The organism is Enterobacter sp. 296B2, from assembly GCF_034106185.1.
Lineage (GTDB): Bacteria > Pseudomonadota > Gammaproteobacteria > Enterobacterales > Enterobacteriaceae > Enterobacter > Enterobacter cloacae_N.
In genome coordinates, this window is the sequence record NZ_JAWNCA010000031.1 from 16,409 (window position 1) to 33,930 (window position 17,522).

General features: G+C 56.1%; 20 protein-coding genes. 4 read left to right on the forward strand and 16 right to left on the reverse strand.

Features of this window, described 5'->3' with window-relative positions; genetic code table 11:
* Nucleotides 1-17 precede the first annotated feature (17 nt).
* Entirely contained in the window at nt 18-662 is a 645-nt protein-coding gene (yfcF, locus tag URZ40_RS19175) for a glutathione transferase (protein ID WP_116338544.1), read from the reverse strand.
* A 139-nt stretch (nt 663-801) separates the two neighbouring features.
* Here yfcF and yfcG point away from each other — a divergent pair, with 139 nt between their 5' ends.
* From yfcG to URZ40_RS19195, 4 genes are all read left to right on the forward strand, one after another.
* On the forward strand, nt 802-1,431 hold the full coding sequence (gene yfcG, locus URZ40_RS19180) for a GSH-dependent disulfide bond oxidoreductase (protein ID WP_116338542.1): 630 nt from the start codon (nt 802-804) through the stop codon (nt 1,429-1,431).
* A 74-nt stretch (nt 1,432-1,505) separates the two neighbouring features.
* Complete coding sequence (gene folX, locus URZ40_RS19185) at nt 1,506-1,874, forward strand: dihydroneopterin triphosphate 2'-epimerase (RefSeq protein ID WP_116338540.1); 369 nt, start codon at nt 1,506-1,508, stop codon at nt 1,872-1,874.
* 13 nt (nt 1,875-1,887) lie between these two features.
* Nucleotides 1,888-2,781: a TIGR01777 family oxidoreductase gene (locus tag URZ40_RS19190; protein ID WP_320720993.1), complete on the forward strand. Its 894-nt coding sequence runs from the start codon at nt 1,888-1,890 to the stop codon at nt 2,779-2,781.
* 44 nt (nt 2,782-2,825) lie between these two features.
* The gene (locus URZ40_RS19195; RefSeq protein ID WP_316379325.1) at nt 2,826-3,335 is read left to right on the forward strand and encodes a GNAT family N-acetyltransferase; all 510 of its coding nucleotides are present in this window, start codon (nt 2,826-2,828) and stop codon (nt 3,333-3,335) included.
* A gap of 49 nt (nt 3,336-3,384) precedes the next feature.
* Here the strand turns inward: URZ40_RS19195 and hisP are convergent, their stop codons facing one another.
* The 15 genes from hisP to pdxB all read right to left on the reverse strand — a co-directional run bounded on the left by hisP (nt 3,385) and on the right by pdxB (nt 17,490).
* Nucleotides 3,385-4,158: a histidine ABC transporter ATP-binding protein HisP gene (gene hisP, locus URZ40_RS19200; RefSeq protein ID WP_116338533.1), complete on the reverse strand. Its 774-nt coding sequence runs from the start codon at nt 4,156-4,158 to the stop codon at nt 3,385-3,387.
* 8 nt (nt 4,159-4,166) lie between these two features.
* Nucleotides 4,167-4,883: an ABC transporter permease gene (locus URZ40_RS19205; protein ID WP_028013953.1), complete on the reverse strand. Its 717-nt coding sequence runs from the start codon at nt 4,881-4,883 to the stop codon at nt 4,167-4,169.
* Entirely contained in the window at nt 4,880-5,566 is a 687-nt protein-coding gene (locus tag URZ40_RS19210) for a histidine ABC transporter permease HisQ (protein ID WP_048961437.1), read from the reverse strand. Before URZ40_RS19210 ends, URZ40_RS19205 begins: the two co-directional genes overlap by 4 nt.
* Nucleotides 5,567-5,653: 87 nt before the next feature.
* On the reverse strand, nt 5,654-6,436 hold the full coding sequence (gene hisJ / locus URZ40_RS19215; protein ID WP_008502592.1) for a histidine ABC transporter substrate-binding protein HisJ: 783 nt from the start codon (nt 6,434-6,436) through the stop codon (nt 5,654-5,656).
* Nucleotides 6,437-6,662: 226 nt separating this feature from the next.
* Nucleotides 6,663-7,445, reverse strand: coding sequence for a lysine/arginine/ornithine ABC transporter substrate-binding protein ArgT (gene argT, locus URZ40_RS19220; RefSeq protein ID WP_116338531.1), 783 nt, complete (start codon nt 7,443-7,445; stop codon nt 6,663-6,665).
* A 290-nt stretch (nt 7,446-7,735) separates the two neighbouring features.
* A complete protein-coding gene (locus URZ40_RS19225; RefSeq protein WP_116338529.1) occupies nt 7,736-8,305 on the reverse strand; it encodes a UbiX family flavin prenyltransferase in 570 nt (189 codons plus the stop codon).
* Between the two features lie 88 nt (nt 8,306-8,393).
* A complete protein-coding gene (gene purF, locus URZ40_RS19230; protein WP_116338528.1) occupies nt 8,394-9,911 on the reverse strand; it encodes an amidophosphoribosyltransferase in 1,518 nt (505 codons plus the stop codon).
* Nucleotides 9,912-9,944: 33 nt separating this feature from the next.
* Entirely contained in the window at nt 9,945-10,433 is a 489-nt protein-coding gene (cvpA, locus tag URZ40_RS19235) for a colicin V production protein (protein WP_000262116.1), read from the reverse strand.
* 252 nt (nt 10,434-10,685) lie between these two features.
* Nucleotides 10,686-11,384: a cell division protein DedD gene (gene dedD, locus URZ40_RS19240; RefSeq protein WP_302219013.1), complete on the reverse strand. Its 699-nt coding sequence runs from the start codon at nt 11,382-11,384 to the stop codon at nt 10,686-10,688.
* On the reverse strand, nt 11,374-12,642 hold the full coding sequence (folC, locus tag URZ40_RS19245) for a bifunctional tetrahydrofolate synthase/dihydrofolate synthase (protein WP_116338524.1): 1,269 nt from the start codon (nt 12,640-12,642) through the stop codon (nt 11,374-11,376). The genes dedD and folC overlap by 11 nt, the downstream gene beginning before the upstream one ends.
* Nucleotides 12,643-12,712: 70 nt before the next feature.
* The gene (gene accD / locus URZ40_RS19250) at nt 12,713-13,618 is read right to left on the reverse strand and encodes an acetyl-CoA carboxylase, carboxyltransferase subunit beta (RefSeq protein ID WP_003861408.1); all 906 of its coding nucleotides are present in this window, start codon (nt 13,616-13,618) and stop codon (nt 12,713-12,715) included.
* A gap of 154 nt (nt 13,619-13,772) precedes the next feature.
* Nucleotides 13,773-14,432, reverse strand: coding sequence for a DedA family protein (locus URZ40_RS19255; protein WP_320720994.1), 660 nt, complete (start codon nt 14,430-14,432; stop codon nt 13,773-13,775).
* Nucleotides 14,433-14,460: 28 nt separating this feature from the next.
* On the reverse strand, nt 14,461-15,273 hold the full coding sequence (truA, locus tag URZ40_RS19260; RefSeq protein ID WP_008502600.1) for a tRNA pseudouridine(38-40) synthase TruA: 813 nt from the start codon (nt 15,271-15,273) through the stop codon (nt 14,461-14,463).
* Complete coding sequence (locus URZ40_RS19265) at nt 15,273-16,286, reverse strand: aspartate-semialdehyde dehydrogenase (protein ID WP_233002547.1); 1,014 nt, start codon at nt 16,284-16,286, stop codon at nt 15,273-15,275. Before URZ40_RS19265 ends, truA begins: the two co-directional genes overlap by 1 nt.
* Nucleotides 16,287-16,353: 67 nt before the next feature.
* Nucleotides 16,354-17,490: a 4-phosphoerythronate dehydrogenase PdxB gene (pdxB, locus tag URZ40_RS19270; protein ID WP_192983218.1), complete on the reverse strand. Its 1,137-nt coding sequence runs from the start codon at nt 17,488-17,490 to the stop codon at nt 16,354-16,356.
* Nucleotides 17,491-17,522 lie beyond the last annotated feature (32 nt).

Here is a 17,522-nt window from a genome sequence, read left to right on the forward strand (position 1 = left end):
TGAAGCGTCAGGGCTTATCAGCCCGCGCGCTTAGCGGAGAGTGCCACATAGCGCTGTACGGAGGCCCGCTGCCACTGGAACGCCGCATAATCCACCAGCAGTTGAGGCACCTCATCGCCGTTGAGAATCAAACGGTTCAGCATCAGCGCCAGATCGGTATCGGCAATGCACCATTCACCGAACAGGTTCGGATTACCGTGAGCGAGCAGCGAGGTGGCGGTTTCAATCAGCTTTTGCGCGCTGTCGACGCCTTCTGCGCTGAGCGCCGGCTTTTTCACACCGGCAAACACGACATCCGTGGAGCGTTCGACGCGAATCGGCACCAGGTCGCTACGCAGCCACGCCTGGATCTGCCGCGCGCGGGCGCGCTTTTGCAGATCGTGAGGATAGATGCGCTCCCACTCAGGCGGCGCAAAACGATCTTCCAGATATTCATCAATTGCCGACGATTCGCTCAGCGCAAAGCCATCGATCTCCAGCACCGGCACGCGTCGCGTCAGGTCGTAACCCTGCCACTGGGGTTTGAGATGTTCACCACCGTCGAGATCGACGGTCTTCAGCGTAAAGGAGAGTCCCTTTTCGGCCAGCGAAACGTATACGCTCATGACGTAGGGAGAAAAGAAATTTGCATCGGACCACAACGTAATTACGGGCTGGTTCATAACATCCTCATCGGCTGATCGGTTTTTACTCAACATATAATCTCTTTGCGTCTCTGTCACTTGATGAAAACTCACGATTTACAACCACCATCTATACTCATTTGTCATGGCACTACTATTCGACTGACAGGAGTTGAAAATGATTGACCTTTATTACGCCCCTACTCCAAACGGCCATAAGATCACCCTCTTTCTCGAAGAAGCCGAACTGGATTACAGGATCATTCGCGTGGATATCAGCAAAGGCGAACAGTTCAACCCTGTGTTTTTGGCTATCTCGCCGAACAATAAAATTCCGGCCATTATTGATAGCCAGCCAGCGGACGGAGGCAGGCCGCTGAGCCTGTTTGAATCCGGCGAAATTTTGCTTTATCTGGCGGAGAAAACCGGCAAGCTGCTGAGCGGTGAATTGCGCGAGCGTCACCACACTCTGCAGTGGCTTTTCTGGCAGTCAAGCGGCTTTGGGCCGATGCTGGGGCAGAACCACCACTTCACCGCCTTCGCGCCGCAGACCATTCCTTACGCCATCGAGCGATATCAGGTTGAAACCCAGCGTCTTTACGGCGTTCTGAACCAGCGGCTGGAGAAAACGCCGTGGCTCGGGGGCGACCATTACAGCATTGCCGATATTGCCTGCTGGCCGTGGGTAAATACGCATGATAAACACCGAATTGACTTAGCGTCTTACCCGGCGGTGAATAACTGGTTTGAGCGTATCCGGACCCGCCCGGCCACCGAACGCGCGATGCAAAAAATCCAGCAAATTTAACCTTGTAGGAAGCTGGGTGCCTGCGAGGCTCTCATGTATTATGGGCGGAAATACTGACACGGAGATGACCTGCAATGTCACAGCCAGACGCTATTATTCGGATAAAAAATTTACGCTTGCGCACGTTCATTGGTATCAAAGAGGAAGAGATTGCCAACCGTCAGGATATTGTTATTAATGTGGTTATCCACTACCCGGCAGACAAAGCGCGGGCCAGCGAAGACATCAACGACGCGCTGAACTATCGCACGATAACCAAAAACATCATTCAGTACGTGGAAAACAACCGCTTCTCGCTGCTGGAGAAATTAACTCAGGATGTGCTCGATATCGCACGCGACCATGACTGGGTCACTTATGCTGAAGTAGAGATCGATAAACTTCACGCCCTGCGCTATGCCGACTCCGTCTCCATGACGTTAAGCTGGCGACGCCAGGGGTAAACCTGGAGGTTGTATGAAGATTTTGCTGACTGGCGGTACAGGCCTGATTGGTCGCCATCTCATTGCCCGCCTGCAGGCGCTGCATCATGATGTCACCGTGGTGACGCGCAGCCCGGAAAAAGCGCGTCAGGTGCTGGGAGCAGGGGTCGATATCTGGAAAGGGCTGGCCGCTCGGCAGAATCTGGACGGTTTTGACGCCGTCATCAACCTTGCAGGCGAACCCATCGCTGATAAGCGCTGGACCGAAGAGCAGAAACAGCGGTTGTGCAGCAGCCGCTGGAATATTACCGAAAAGCTGGTTGAGCTGATTCGCAACAGCCACACGCCGCCGTCGGTGCTGATTTCAGGTTCTGCGACGGGCTATTACGGCGATCTTGGTGAAGTGGTGGTAACCGAAGAGGAGCCGCCCCACAACGAGTTTACCCATAAACTCTGCGCCCAGTGGGAGCGCATCGCCTGCGCGGCGCAGAGCGATAAGACCCGCGTCTGCCTGCTGCGTACCGGTGTGGTGCTTGCGCCGAAAGGCGGCATTCTGGGTAAAATGCTTCCGCCCTTTAGGCTGGGGCTCGGCGGGCCGATCGGCAACGGCCGTCAGTACCTGGCCTGGATCCATATCGACGATATGGTGAACGGCATTATCTGGCTGCTGGATAACGATCTGCGCGGGCCGTTTAATATGGTTGCGCCGTATCCGGTACGCAATGAACAGTTTGCCCATGCGCTGGGGCATGCCCTGCACCGCCCGGCGATTTTACGCGTACCTGCGACGGCGATTCGCCTGATGATGGGCGAAGCGTCCGTGCTGGTGTTGGGCGGCCAGCGCGCGCTGCCGAAAAGGCTGGAGGCGGCCGGGTTTGCGTTTCGCTGGTATGATTTAGAAGAGGCGCTGGGGGATGTGGTGCGGTGAATATGTTACAGTGATACGCCATGTTCCGATGAAATGGCGTAACAATGGCAACCATCACCACTCCCCGGCTTCACCTCACCCCTTTCGAACCCTCAGACTGGGCGTTCTTCCGCTCGCTGCGCGAAAACCGCGACATCATGCGCTATATGGCCGCGATTGCTCCCGAAAAAGAGACCCGACGCGTGTTTGCCGCACGCCTGATGGCGGAGCATGTCTTCGTGGTCCGCTTTCTGAATGAAGATACGCCGCTGGGGGATATCGGCCTGCAAATCAGTCAGGAGAATCGTGCAGAGGCGGACATCGGCTACACGGTTGTGCCTGCGGCGCAGGGAAAAGGTATCGCCAGTGAGGCGCTGCGCGCGGTGTGTGACTATGCGTTTAACCAGACCGGCGTGAGAGCGATTAACGCGTACGTGCTGGCGGATAACAGCGGATCCGTGCGGGTGCTGGAGAAAGCCGGTTTTGTGCGCACGCAGGTGCTGGAAAAGGCGTATGAGATTGACGGCGTGCGTTATGACGACTGGGTGTATCGGCTGGAATGTGGTGCAGCCTGAGGCCCTCACCCCGGCCCTCTCCCAAAGGGAGAGGGAGAAAGGCGAAAGATTACTTCAACGATCCCTTCAGGAACTGCTGCAACCGCGGGCTTTGCGGGTTCGCCAGCACTTCGTCCGGGTGGCCCTGCTCTTCAATTTTCCCCTGATGCAGGAAAATCACGTGGTTCGAGACGTTACGGGCGAAGCCCATCTCGTGCGTCACCACCACCATCGTTTTGCCCTCTTCGGCCAGCTTCTGCATGATGCGCAGCACTTCGCCGACGAGTTCCGGGTCCAGCGCGGAGGTCGGTTCGTCGAACAGCAGCACCTCCGGTTCCATCGCCAGCGCGCGGGCGATAGAGACACGCTGCTGCTGGCCGCCGGAGAGGTGCACCGGGTACTTCATCTGCTGGCGCTCGTCGATACCCACTTTCGCCAGGTATTTCACCGCACGCTCCCGGGCTTCCTGCTTGCTCAAGCCCAGGACCTGAACCGGTGCTTCCATCACATTCTCCAGCACCGTCATGTGGCTCCAGAGGTTGAAATGCTGGAACACCATCGTCAGGCGCGTGCGCAGCAGGCGCAGCTGATTCTTATCCGCCACCTTCAGCTGGCCGTCTTTGTCACGGACCAGGTTAATAGTCTGCCCGCTCACCACAATCGAACCTTCGCTCGGCTTTTCGAGGAAGTTAATGCAGCGCAGGAAGGTACTTTTACCCGAGCCGGATGAGCCGATGATACTGATCACGTCGCCCGCATTCGCCTGCAGCGACACCCCTTTCAGCACTTCATGTTCGCCGTAGCGTTTGTGCAAATCAATAACGTTTAATTTGTTCTCAGCCATCATCTTTCTCAGTGCGTCGAAGAAGGTTTTATATGCTGCAACCAGCGTTTTTCAGCCTTACGGAACAGGCTAATCAGAACATAAGAGATAATTAAATAGAGCACCGCCGCAATGCCAAACGCGGTAAACGGCTGATAGGTCGCGGAGTTGATATCGCGCGCGATTTTGAGCAGATCCGGCACCGTCGCGGTAAAGGCGAGCGCGGTGGAGTGCAGCATCAAAATCACTTCGTTGCTGTACGCCGGAAGCGCGATACGCAGCGCCGAAGGCAGAATAATACAGCGGTAAAGCTTCACGGAGGAGAAGCCGTACGCGCGCGCCGCCTCGATCTCACCGTGCGGCACGGAACGAATGGCCCCGGCGAAAATCTCGGTGGTATAGGCGCAGGTGTTGAGCGTTAGCGCCAGCACCGTACAGTTCAGGCCACTGCGGAAGAACGCGTTCAGCATTTCCGTGCCTTTTACGATCTCAAGCGTATACATCCCCGAATAGAACACCAGCAGCTGCACGTACAGCGGCGTGCCGCGAAACACATAGGTAAACAGCCAGATCGGGAACTGGATAAACTTGTTGTTCGACACGCGGCCGATGGCGAGAAACACAGCCAGAATGCCGCCCATCACCACGGAAGAAATCAGCAGCCAGAGCGTAATCGCCACGCCGGTAAAGCGGTAGCCATCCGTCCACAGCAGGGATTTCCAGTATTCCTGAATAATCTCAATCACAGGTCAGCCCTCTTCACACCCACGGAGTAGCGACGTTCGAGCAGAAGCAGCACACCATTGGAGACGGTCGTAAAGACCAGATAGATCACGCCGCAGACTACCGCAAAGTAGAACGGCTCCCAGGTGCTCTTGCCCGCCAGCTGAGTCGCTTTAACAACGTCTTCCAGACCGAGCAGCGAGACCAGCGCCGTCGCTTTGAGAATAACCTGCCAGTTGTTGCCGATGCCCGGCAGCGCATAGCGCATCATGGCCGGGAACATGATCCGGCGAAACGTTTGTGAAGAGGTAAAACCAAATGCGGTTGCCGCTTCAATGTGTCCTCTTGGGACCGCCATGTAAGCGCCACGGAAGGTTTCCGTGAAGTAGGCACCGTAGATAAAACCGAGGGTAATAATACCGGCCACCATCGGGTCGATATCAATTTGTCCCATCCCCATCGCATCCGTCACGCTGTTCAGCGCAATCTGCAGACCGTAAAAGATAAGCAGCATCAGCACCAGATCGGGTACGCCGCGAATGAGCGTGGTATAGCCTTCGAAAATGAGCGCCAGCGGTTTGTTAGCCGAAAGCTTCGCCCCTGCGCCCGCCAGACCTATCAGCACCGCCAGCACCACGGAGCTGATAGCCAGCTCAAGGGTGACAAGCGCGCCCTGTAAAATAACGCCAGAAAATCCGTACAGCATACCGCGAGCCCTGTCGTATCGTGAGTGGTAAACCGTGTCTTATCCCCTCCCGCAGCGGGAGGGGCCGCACGTTATTTGACGGAGCGATTAGCCGCCGTACACATTGAAATCGAAGTACTTTTTCGCCAGCTTGTCATAGGTACCGTCAGCGCGCATTTCCGCAAACGCTTTGTTCAGCGCTTCACGCAGCTCGTTGTCTTCTTTGCGCAGGCCCATTCCGGTGCCTACACCAAACAACTTCACATCCTTAATGGACGGGCCGCCGAACTTGTAATCTTTACCCACCGGCGTTTTCAGGAAGCCTTCGCTTGCCGCGACTTCATCCTGGAATGCCGCATCAATACGGCCTGCCGTCAGGTCTGCGTAAATATTTTCCTGGCCCTGATAGGAGACGATTTCAATCCCCTTCGGCGCCCAGTGTTCGTTACCGTAGGTTTCCTGCGTGGTGCCCTGCAGCACGCCCACGCGTTTCCCCTTCAGCGACTCGAGGGTCGGTTGAATGTCTGAAGACTTTGCCACCACCAGACGTGAATCGGCCGCATAGAGCTTGTCGGTGAAGGCAATCTCCTGCTGGCGTTTCTCGGTAATGGAAAGCGAGGACATAATCACGTCGATTTTTTTGGCTTTCAGGGAAGGGATCAGCGCATCCAGCGGGTTTTCTACATAAGTACACTGCGCTTTGATGCGTTTGCACAGCTCATTGGCCAAATCGATGTCAAAACCCACCAGTTCACCCTTTGAATTCTTCGATTCAAACGGCGCATAGGTTGGATCAGTACCAATACGGATTTTCTGCGGAATGGCTGCGAATGCCGCGGTGGCGCTGGAAAAGGCCAGCACGAGGGATAGTGACAACACGAGTTTTTTCATATTTGTCCTCAACAAACTGTCTGCATACGGTTTTTTTACGACGACGGGGTGGGGTTAATGTGCCATTAATCCCCGCTGTCAGGCAAAGAATAATGCCTTTCTGGCGGGATTTTTTGCATTATAAATGCTTAAGTATGCACACAGCGACCCAATATGGTGCACAGACTGCACCATATTGAATCATCCTCACCCGCGATGCACCACATCAGTGCATCACCGTGATGCGTTAGTCACCGTAGACGTTGAAGTCGAAGTATTTCTTCGCCAGTTTGTCGTAGGTACCGTCTTTGCGCAGCTCGGCAAACGCTTTGTCAAAGGCGGCTTTAAGCTCTTTATCGTCCTTGCGCAGGCCAATGCCGGTGCCGTCACCAAAGTATTTTTTGTCTTTCACGGACGGGCCCGCAAAGGCGTAGTCTTTACCTGCCGACTGCTTCAGGAACCCTTCGCTCGCGGCGACTTCATCCTGGAACGCGGCATCCAGACGGCCCGCCGCCAGGTCAGAGTAGATCAGATCCTGGTTCTGGTAAGCCACCACGTCGACGCCCTTCTCGCGCCAGTTGGCATTGGCGTAACCTTCCTGGGTCGAGCCCTGGAGTACGCCAACGTGCTTGCCTTTCAGCGAGTCGATGGTCGGTTGAATCGGGGAACCTTTCGCGGCAATCAGACGCGAATCCGCAGCGTAGAGCTTGTCAGAGAACGCGATCTCCTGCTGACGCTTTTCGGTGATGGAGAGAGAAGAGATAATGGCGTCGATTTTCTTTGCCTTCAGCGACGGGATTAACGCGTCGAAGTCGCTGCCCACCCATGTGCATTTCACTTCCATACGTTTGCACATTTCATTTCCCAGATCGATGTCAAACCCCACGAAATCGCCCTTCGCATCCTTGGAAGAGAATGGCGCGTAGGTTGCGTCTGTACCGATACGAACCGTCTGTGGAAGCGCTGCGTAGCTACCTGCTGCTGCACTTAACCCCACCAGCAAAGACAGAGCCAGAACCGTCTTCTTCATACATTTACCCTCAAGTACCGTGATTTTATTATGTATTGTGTTGTGTGTTGTGTTGCAGGCTTCTCTTGCAGGTCTTATGCCACATTGCCGTCTGGTCAAAACTTCGACGTTAAATATGTTAATAAAACGTTGCGATATTGCCTTAATGGTGAAAGATAGCAGGTCTGCCGAACGAACCGGAAAGAGAAAAAGGGAAAAAGCGAATTAAATGTCGAGGATATGATCGCCGTTGCATAATTGCCCTGAAACAGGGCAACGTCTCTTTTCATGCACAGCATTTGTGCACAGAATCAGGCTCCCTGCCAGCGGGTGAAGAGATCTTCGGGCAGGTCGATGTCAAACTGATCCAGCACGCGATTGATGGTCTGATTAATCACATCGTCCAGCGACTGTGGTCGGTGATAGAAAGCCGGTACCGGCGGCATGATCACCGCGCCCAGCTCGGCGGCCTGGGTCATTAAGCGCAGATGGCCCAGATGCAGCGGCGTTTCCCGCACGCAGAGCACCAGCGGGCGACGCTCCTTCAGCACCACGTCCGCCGCGCGCGTCACCAGGGTGTCGGTATAGCTGTTCACAATCCCGGAGAGCGTTTTAATTGAGCAGGGCAGGATAACCATGCCGGCGGTTTTAAACGAGCCTGAGGAGATGCTGGCGGCGATATCGCGGGCATCGTGAACCACGTCTGCCAGTGCCTGGACATCGCGCAGGGAAAGATCCGTTTCAAGGGAGAGGGTTTGTCGCGCCGCCTGGCTCATCACCAGATGCGTTTCCACTTCTGCCACGTTACGCAAAACCTGTAGCAGGCGTACGCCGTAAATCGCGCCGCTGGCACCGCTGATGCCAATAATGAGTCGTTTCATGATTTCGCCCTTGCTGATTTCTGGGCTGACTGTGCAGGATTTTGCGGGGAGTTGCAAGTGAGGGCACGCGCCCTCACCTGCGAAGAGATCAACCTTCGTTGTGCATCTCTAAGCTTTCGAGATCGTTTTGCAGCTGAACGGCTTTCGCATCGTCATTGCGCAGCGAATCAAGATAGTCAAGGTACTGCTGGTCAACGTCTTTCGTCACGTAGACGCCGTTAAACACGGAGCATTCGAACTGCTGAATTTCCGGGTTCTCGGCGCGCACCGCGTCGATGAGATCGTTCAGATCCTGGAAAATCAGGCCGTCGGCACCGATGATCTGGCGAATTTCGTCCACTTCGCGACCGTGAGCAATCAGCTCGTTGGCGGTTGGCATATCGATGCCGTACACGTTCGGGAAGCGAATTTCCGGCGCGGCAGATGCCAGGTAGACTTTCTTCGCACCCGCTTCGCGCGCCATCTCGATAATCTGCTCAGAGGTGGTGCCGCGAACGATGGAGTCATCCACCAGCAGAACGTTCTTGTCGCGGAATTCCGCGCGGTTGGCGTTCAGCTTACGGCGCACGGACTTACGGCGCAGATGCTGGCCCGGCATGATAAAGGTGCGGCCAACGTAGCGGTTCTTCACGAAGCCCTGACGGTATGGCTTTTCCAGAATGCGGGCAATTTCCAGGGCGATATCGCAGGAGGTTTCCGGGATAGGAATAACCACGTCGATGTCGAGATCGTCCCACTCGCGGGCAATCTTCTCGCCGAGTTTCGTGCCCATGTTAACGCGCGCGCTGTATACGGAAATTTTGTCGATGAACGAATCCGGACGGGCGAAATAGACGTATTCAAACAGGCACGGGTTGCTGACCGGGTTGTCAGCACACTGGCGGGTAAACAGCTGGCCCTTCTCGGTGATATACACCGCTTCGCCCGGCGCAACGTCGCGCAGGAATTCGAAGCCCAGGGTATCCAGCGCCACGCTCTCAGAGGCAACCATATATTCGGTACGGCCATCGCCAAGGTCGCGCTTGCCCAGCACCAGCGGACGAATGCCGTTTGGATCGCGGAAGGCAACCATACCGTGACCGATGATCATCGCCACGCAGGCGTACGCACCGCGGATCTGGCGGTTGGTCGCAGCAATGGCAGCGAAGATATTGTCTGCTTCCAGCGGGTAATGACGGAAGTTATCCAGCTCGCTGGCGAACACATTGAGCAGGATTTCTGAATCAGAGGTGGTGTTAATGTGGCGACGTTTCTCTTCGAACAGCTTCTTACGCAGCTCATGGGCGTTGGTCAGGTTGCCGTTATGGGCAAGCGTGATGCCATACGGTGAGTTGACGTAGAAAGGCTGTGCCTCAGAGGCGCTGGAACTGCCAGCAGTAGGATAACGAACGTGACCGATCCCCATATTACCTTGCAGACGCTGCATATGGCGGGCTTCAAACACATCGTTTACCAGGCCATTCGCCTTACGTAAACGGAAGCAGTTGTTTGCATCAATGGTGATGATACCCGCAGCATCCTGCCCACGGTGCTGAAGCACCGTTAACGCGTCATAAATCGACTGGTTTACCGGCATGAAACCGGCGATACCGACAATACCGCACATTCGTCTTTTCCTCGTTAAGCCACATCTCAGGGTTTATGCCCTGGGCAAAAAACTCGACGAGCTTTGCAGATAGTCAAAGAACCATCTGATGATGAAGCTGAATTCTGGAATGAGCTGCGATTTCTGCCAGTCTTCACTTTTGGAGAACCCGGTGAAGGTATCCAGGAAGAACAGGATCGCGGCCACAATCAGCACGCCTCGCAACGCCCCGAAACAGATGCCGAGTACCCTGTCCGTTCCTGACAGACCGGTTTTCTCGACCAGCTGACCTATCACATAATTCACGATAGCGCCGACAATCAGCGTCGCGATAAACAGCACCGCGATGGCGATTCCATTTCGGACCAGTTCATCTTCAAAGCCCGTGAACCAGACAGACAGGTAAGTGTAGTAATGACTGGCAACAAAGAAAGCACAACCCCAGGTTACCAGCGATAACGCTTCACGAACAAAGCCACGGATCAGGCTAACCAGACAGGAAAAACCAATCACCGCAATGATGGCGTAATCAATCCAGACCATATGTGTCCCACGATTAAACGCCCTGTCATCCAGTTCGGGGCGAATTCTAACAGAAAAAGAAAACGTTTGCGTAGGGATTTCCTTCCCGCGCGTAAATAAAAAAGGCGCTGAAAAAATGTTCAACGCCCCTCACCCTAACCCTCTCCCCAAAGGGGAGAGGGGACGGTACGATGCAGTATGATACAAACGCGCTCGATGCGACTTTCACCCTCTCCCCTTTGGGGAGAGGGCCGAGGTGAGGGGTAGATCTTATCAGTTCGCGCTGTAGCTCATTACCACACCGCTCAGCCCGGAGATCTGCTTCAGCTCGCCGAGCGACCCCTTCAGCTTGTCTTTCGACGCTTCCGGCCCCACGAGAATACGGGTAATTTTACCCTGCACCGGCGTGGAAGGTGAAGTGTAAACGCGATATCCCGCGCTGCGCAGTTTACCGACAACCTCGTTGACTTTATCGGCGTTTTTCAGCGCCCCCAGCTGCACAACGTAGGCTTTGCCGGTCGGGGCCGCGTCTTGCTTCGCCGGAGGTGGAGTTTCAGACGCTGCAGCCAGCTGCTCTGCCGTTTTATCCCGCTGTGGCTGTTGCTGTGGCTTCGGCTGCGGTTTCTCTACCGGCTTCGGTTTTTCAACAGGCTTAGGCTTCTCTACCGGTACCGGATCGATCTCGATGTTGTTATTCGCCGCCAGACGCGACGGATCGAGTGACGGTGCAGCGGCATCGCCCGCGCGGACTTCTTCCGCCGCCCCTTCAGGCGGCTGAGCAGGCAGCGCCTGCGTCGCCGCAGGCAGCATATCCGGTTCATCACGATCGCCCGGCTTCGGCACCAGCGGAATGGCTGCAAACTCGTCCTGATAATGTTTTTTCTGCCCGTCGAGCAGCCCGGGAAGAATAATTACCCCGAGCGCGACCAGCACAATGGTTCCTGTTAAACGGTTCTGAAACTTACTCGCCACCGGTTCTCCCCGCGTCCATCACTTCCATGACATGTGCCACTGTGTGGAAAGAGCCACACACCAGCACGGTATCTTCTGGTTTAGCCTCCGCCATCGCGGCATGCCAGGCCTGCGCCACGCTACTGTAGATTGCGCCTTTGCCGAGATGTTCCATCAGCTGCTCAGCGGTCGCGCCGCGCGGCCCCTCCAGAGGAGCACAATACCAGCTATCGACCACACTCTCCATGCAGGCCAGCGTCCCGCCGATATCTTTATCATGAAGCATACCGATAACCGCCAGCACGCGCCCGGTTTTTGGTAACGATTTGAGACGTCCTGCGAGATACGCCGCCGCATGCGGGTTGTGCGCCACGTCCAGGATCAGACGCGGTGACTCGCTGACGATCTGGAAACGCCCCGGCAGAATTGCGCTCTGAATACCGTCGCGGATAGCCTGCTCGCTGACCGCTAATCCGCTGGCGCGCAGTGCCGCCAGCGCGGTGGCCGCGTTCGGCTGTGGTACCTGCGGCAGCGGCAGGTTGTCCAGCGCACCCTGTGCATCGCTGAAGCGCCAGCCGTTGTCCTGTACCTCATACTGCCAGTCAACGCCGCGGCGCAGGAGCCGTGCGCCCTTCTCGTTTGCTACATCAGCGATGGTGTGCGGCATGTCCGGCTCGCCGACCACGGCGGGCTTATTTGCGCGGAATATACCGGCCTTTTCGCGGCCAATGCTTTCACGGTCCGGGCCCAGCCAGTCAGTGTGATCCAGCGCGATGCTGGTGACCACCGCCACGTCCGCATCCACCATATTGGTTGCATCCAGACGCCCGCCCAGGCCAACTTCCAGAATTACCACGTCCAGCTGCGCCTGTTTAAACAGCCACAGCGCCGACAGGGTACCGTATTCGAAATAAGTTAATGAGGTTTCCCCGCGCGCCGCTTCGATAGCCGCGAACGACGCCGTATGGGCAGATTCCGCCAGCTCGCTGTTTTGCACGCGAACGCGCTCGGTGTAACGCACCAGATGCGGGGAGCTGTAGACGCCAACTTTGTAACCCGCCGCCATCAGAACAGATTCCAGCGTGCGGCAGGTGGTGCCTTTACCGTTAGTGCCGGCTACGGTAAACACGAAAGGCGCCGGTTTCAGCACGTCGAGACGCGCGGCAACCTGACTTACGCGATCAAGCCCCATATCGATTGTTTTACTGTGCAGGTTTTCCAGATAAGAAAGCCACGCGGCCAGGGGCGACGTGGCTTGGGGAATGCTTTTATTTTCCATAATGCCCGGTTGTCATTAACAGGTTATAAAGCAAAAGGGCAGCGCCATCTGGCCCTGCCCTTTTCAGTTATCAGGCCTCGGGTTCCTGATCCGGTACCACCACGCCTTCGCGCGGCTCATCCGGGTTCGGCGCTGGCAGATTCATCAGCTTCGCCAGAATGCTGGCCAGTTTCAGGCGCATTTCAGGGCGGCGGACGATCATGTCGATAGCGCCTTTCTCAATGAGGAACTCACTGCGCTGGAAGCCAGGCGGCAGCTTTTCACGAACGGTCTGCTCGATGACGCGAGGACCGGCAAAGCCGATCAGCGCTTTTGGCTCAGCGATGTTCAGGTCGCCCAGCATCGCGAAGCTTGCAGAGACGCCACCCATGGTTGGGTCAGTCAGCACGGAGATGTACGGCAGACCGCGCTCCTGCATTTTCGCCAGCGCTGCAGAGGTTTTCGCCATCTGCATCAAGGACATCAGCGCTTCCTGCATACGTGCACCGCCAGAGGCAGAGAAGCAGATCAGCGGGCAGTTGTCTTCCAGCGCCTGCTCAACGGCACGCACAAAGCGCGCGCCCACCACGGAGCCCATAGAGCCGCCCATAAAGGAGAACTCAAACGCAGCGGCAACAACCGGCATCTCATGCAGGGTGCCTTTCATGACGATCAGCGCGTCTTTCTCGCCGGTCTCTTTCTGTGCAGAGGCCAGACGATCTTTGTATTTTTTGGAATCGCGGAACTTGAGCACATCTTTTGGCTCCAGTTCACTGCCCAGTTCTACCAGAGAACCTTCGTCCAGCAGGCTATGCAGGCGGTTGCGCGCCGACATACGCATATGGTGGTCGCACTTCGGACACACCTCAAGATTGCGCTCCAGTTCTGCACGATACAGAACCTGGCCGCAGCTATCACACTTCGTCCATACCCCTTCAGGAATGCTCGCTTTGCGCGTCGGGGTAATGTTGCTTTTAATTCGTTCAATCCAGCTCATTGATAACCTTTCTGCCTGAACCTGGTCGTATGCCAGTTTTGCTATAAGAGGCGAATAATGCCATTTTTGCCTCCAACAGACCATGAATGTTGCACATTAAAACATAACAGCCCGAAACTTTGGATAAAAAAGTGGTCGAACCGCCAGTGTGCATTTACTTCGCTTGTTTTGCCGCCGCACGTTTGTGACGAATGATTTCGATAACGCCCGGCAGAACGGAAAGCACAATAATCGTTACAATCAGTAACTTAAGGTTTTCCTGAACTACCGGCAAATCGCCAAACAGGTACCCTGCATAGGTAAACAGTAGCACCCACAGCAGCGCGCCTGCGACGTTATACATTGCAAAATGACGATAGGACATATGCCCCATTCCCGCCACAAACGGTGCAAATGTGCGCACAATAGGCACAAAACGCGCAAGGATAATGGTTTTTCCACCATGACGTTCGTAGAAGGCATGAGTCTTGTCTAAATAGCTGCGGCGGAAAATTTTCGAATCAGGATTGCTGAACAAGCGCTCACCGAACACTCTGCCAATCGTATAGTTGACTGCATCCCCGACAATCGCGGCGATCACCATCAACACCACCATCAGATGCACGTTCAAATCATTGGTGGGCAACGCCGATAACGCGCCGGCTACAAACAGCAGCGAGTCGCCAGGCAGGAACGGCGTAACGACCAGCCCGGTTTCACAGAACAGAATGAGGAACAGAATGGCGTAAACCCAGACGCCGTACTGCGCCACCAGCTCCGCCAGGTGAACATCAATATGCAGAATGAAATCAATCAGAAAACGTATTACGTCCATATTGTCTAAGCCTTAATTGCACCTTTGTTTAGTCCGCTAAAAACAGCGGGCCCATTGGCGGTTTTGGCAGGTCAAACCGATCCGGATAGTCTACCGAGACCAGATACAGTCCTTCCGCTTTCGCCGTGGCTGCCGCAAGCGTTCTGTCCTTCGCTGCCAGCAGGTCTGCAATCCAGCTCTCCGGCTGGTGTCCGGCACCCACTTCCATCAGGCTGCCTACAATATTCCGCACCATATGATGTACAAAGGCATTGGCTTTGATATCCACCACCACATACGCGCCAAAACGACTGACGTTAATGTGCATGACGTTACGCCACGGCGTGCGGGACTGACACTGCACCGCACGAAACGACGTAAAGTCATTTTCACCAATCAGACACTGCGCCGCGCGATGCATGCGTTCTGCATCGAGCGGTTCATAAAAATGCGTCACGCCCTGGCTTAACACCGCCGGGCGCAGACGCTGGTTGTAAATGACATAACGATAGCGACGCGCCGTCGCGCTGAAGCGCGCGTGAAAATCATCCGGCACAGCTTTCACCCAACGCACCGCGATGTCACCAGGCAAATTCGCATTTACACCCAGCGTCCAGGCGGCATCCTTACGCACGGCGGTGGTTTCAAAGTGAACCACCTGCCCCGTACCGTGAACACCCGCGTCCGTACGTCCCGCGCACAGGACGTTTATCGGCTCGTTTGCCACCTGTGAGAGCGCTTTCTCCAGCTTTTCCTGGACGCTGCGCACCTCATTCTGACGCTGCCAGCCATAGTATTTACTGCCGTCGTACTCAATACCGAGGGCAATTTTATGAACCGGCTTTTGTTCCACGTCTGACATCAGTACAGATACTCCTGCACCAGCTTCTCGGCGATCTTGACCGCCATCAGCGCGCCGCCGAAGCGAACGTTGTCCGCAACGGACCAGAACTGAACCTGCTCCGGCATACCGTAGTCGTTACGCACGCAGCCAACGGAGAGATGCGCGCTGCCGGTAGCGTCGCCCACCTGCGTCGGGAACTCGCTCTCTTCGGAAAGGACAATGTCTTCCCCGCGGCCAAACGCATCGCGCGCTTCTTCTGCCGCGAGCGGGCGCAGCGCTTCAAAACCGACCATCTGCGCGTGGCCGTAGAAGACCGGCGACTGCACGACGCTGGCGGAAATCATCAGCCCCTCGTCCTGCAGAATTTTGCGCGCTTCGTCGACGAGACGGCGCTCTTCGCGCACGGAACCTTCACGATCCGGCAGCAGCGGCAGCATGTTGAACGCCAGCTGGCGACCGAAGAAATCGTCTTCGTCAATCGGGATGCCGTTCAGCAGCTTCGCGCTTTGCCCTGCCAGCGCGTCGACGGCCTTTTTGCCATTTGCCGAGGCGGACAGCAGGCTGGTCACGGTGATACGCGACAGGCCGCCGTCGTCAATCAGCGGCTTAAGCGCGGTCAGCAGCTGGCTGGTCAGACTGTTCGGGACCGCGATGATATTGCGGTTACGGTAGTCAGCCAGCACAAACGGGTTGACGTCCGGGACCACCAGCGGCACGTCCGGCTCCAGGGAGAAGAGACCGCTCAGGTCGATCGCCAGACAGCCCGAATTGGTCGCATCTTCGATGTAAGACGCCGTCGCCTCAGCCCCCGCGGCAAAAAACGCCAGCTGCGCCTGAGTCCAGTCAAACTCTGCCGCGTCCTGAACCATGACGGATTTACCGCCAAAACGCAGATGCTCGCCCGCGCTGTCGGTGCGCGCCAGAGCATAAATTTCTCCCACCGGGAACTGACGCTCAGCAAGGGTTTCGAGCAGGGCTTCACCCACGGCACCCGTGGCACCTAAAATGGCAATGTTCCAGCCTTCAGACATGGTGGTTTACTCCAGAAATAAAAAAGCGTCCCTGTCGGCGTATCCGACAGGGAGCATTAAGAAGACATTAATGCGCCGGGTGATGAACGGCGTTAAAACCCAGTTTCTTGAGCAGCGCCGCAGCCGTTGCGTCGTCGCACATCACATACAAGGAAGACCACTCGCGGCGCTCAACGTAGTTCTTGCGCAGCTTGTCAAATTCACCCGGGATCCCCGCCACCTTACGCAGCAGCGCGTCATCGCGGCGCACATCATACACTAAATGCACCAGCCTTTTCAGCGTTGCCTGATCGAGGGGACCGTGCAGCGTAATGCGGCCAAATTCAGGCGCGGGGAGTAAGGTATCCAGCGCTACCTGCTGCGGATGACCAATAAAGGCGCTATAGGCTTCAAACACCTGCGTCGTGCCGCGCGCTTTGCCTTCAAGCGTATATCCCGCGATATGCGCAGTGGCTACGTCAACCTTATTCAGCAGTTCAACGTTGAGATCCGGCTCCGGCTCCCAGACGTCCAGCACCACGCTGAGGTCTTGCCCTTCATCCAGACATTTCAGCAGCGCGGCATTATCCACCACTGGGCCACGGCAGGCATTTATCAGAATTGTGCCAGCCTTCAGGCGACGAATCAGCGCCTCATCAGCCAGGTGCAGGGACTTATACGGCCCCTCTTTAAACAGCGGCGTGTGGAACGTCAGCACATCGCACTGCTCTACCAGCTCATCCAGCGCGCGGAAATCCTCGTCGTCGCCGTTGTCTTTACGCGGCGGATCGCACAGCAGCGTGCGGATCCCTAACGCTTCAAGGCGCTTTTGCAGGCGCCCGCCGACGTTACCCACGCCGACAATCCCCACGGTGCGGTCTTTCAACGCAAAACCGTCGCGCTCGGCGAGCATCAGCAGTGAGGAGAAAACGTATTCCACGACGGCAATGGCGTTACAGCCCGGCGCGGCGGAAAAACCAATTCCCGCCTGCTTCAACCATCGATCGTCCACATGATCGGTCCCTGCCGTTGCGGTTCCGACAAACTTGATCGCTTTACCGGCAAGCAACGCCTCATTTACTTTGGTCACCGAGCGCACCATCAGCGCGTCTGCGTCATCCAGTTCGTTGACCGGGATTGGGCGACCGGGGACAGCCTTAACGTCGCCGAGGCGGCTAAACAGCTCGCGGGCGTAAGGCATATTTTCATCAACGAGGATTTTCACGTCTGAGTACCTGTTTGAGAGGAAGAAAACCT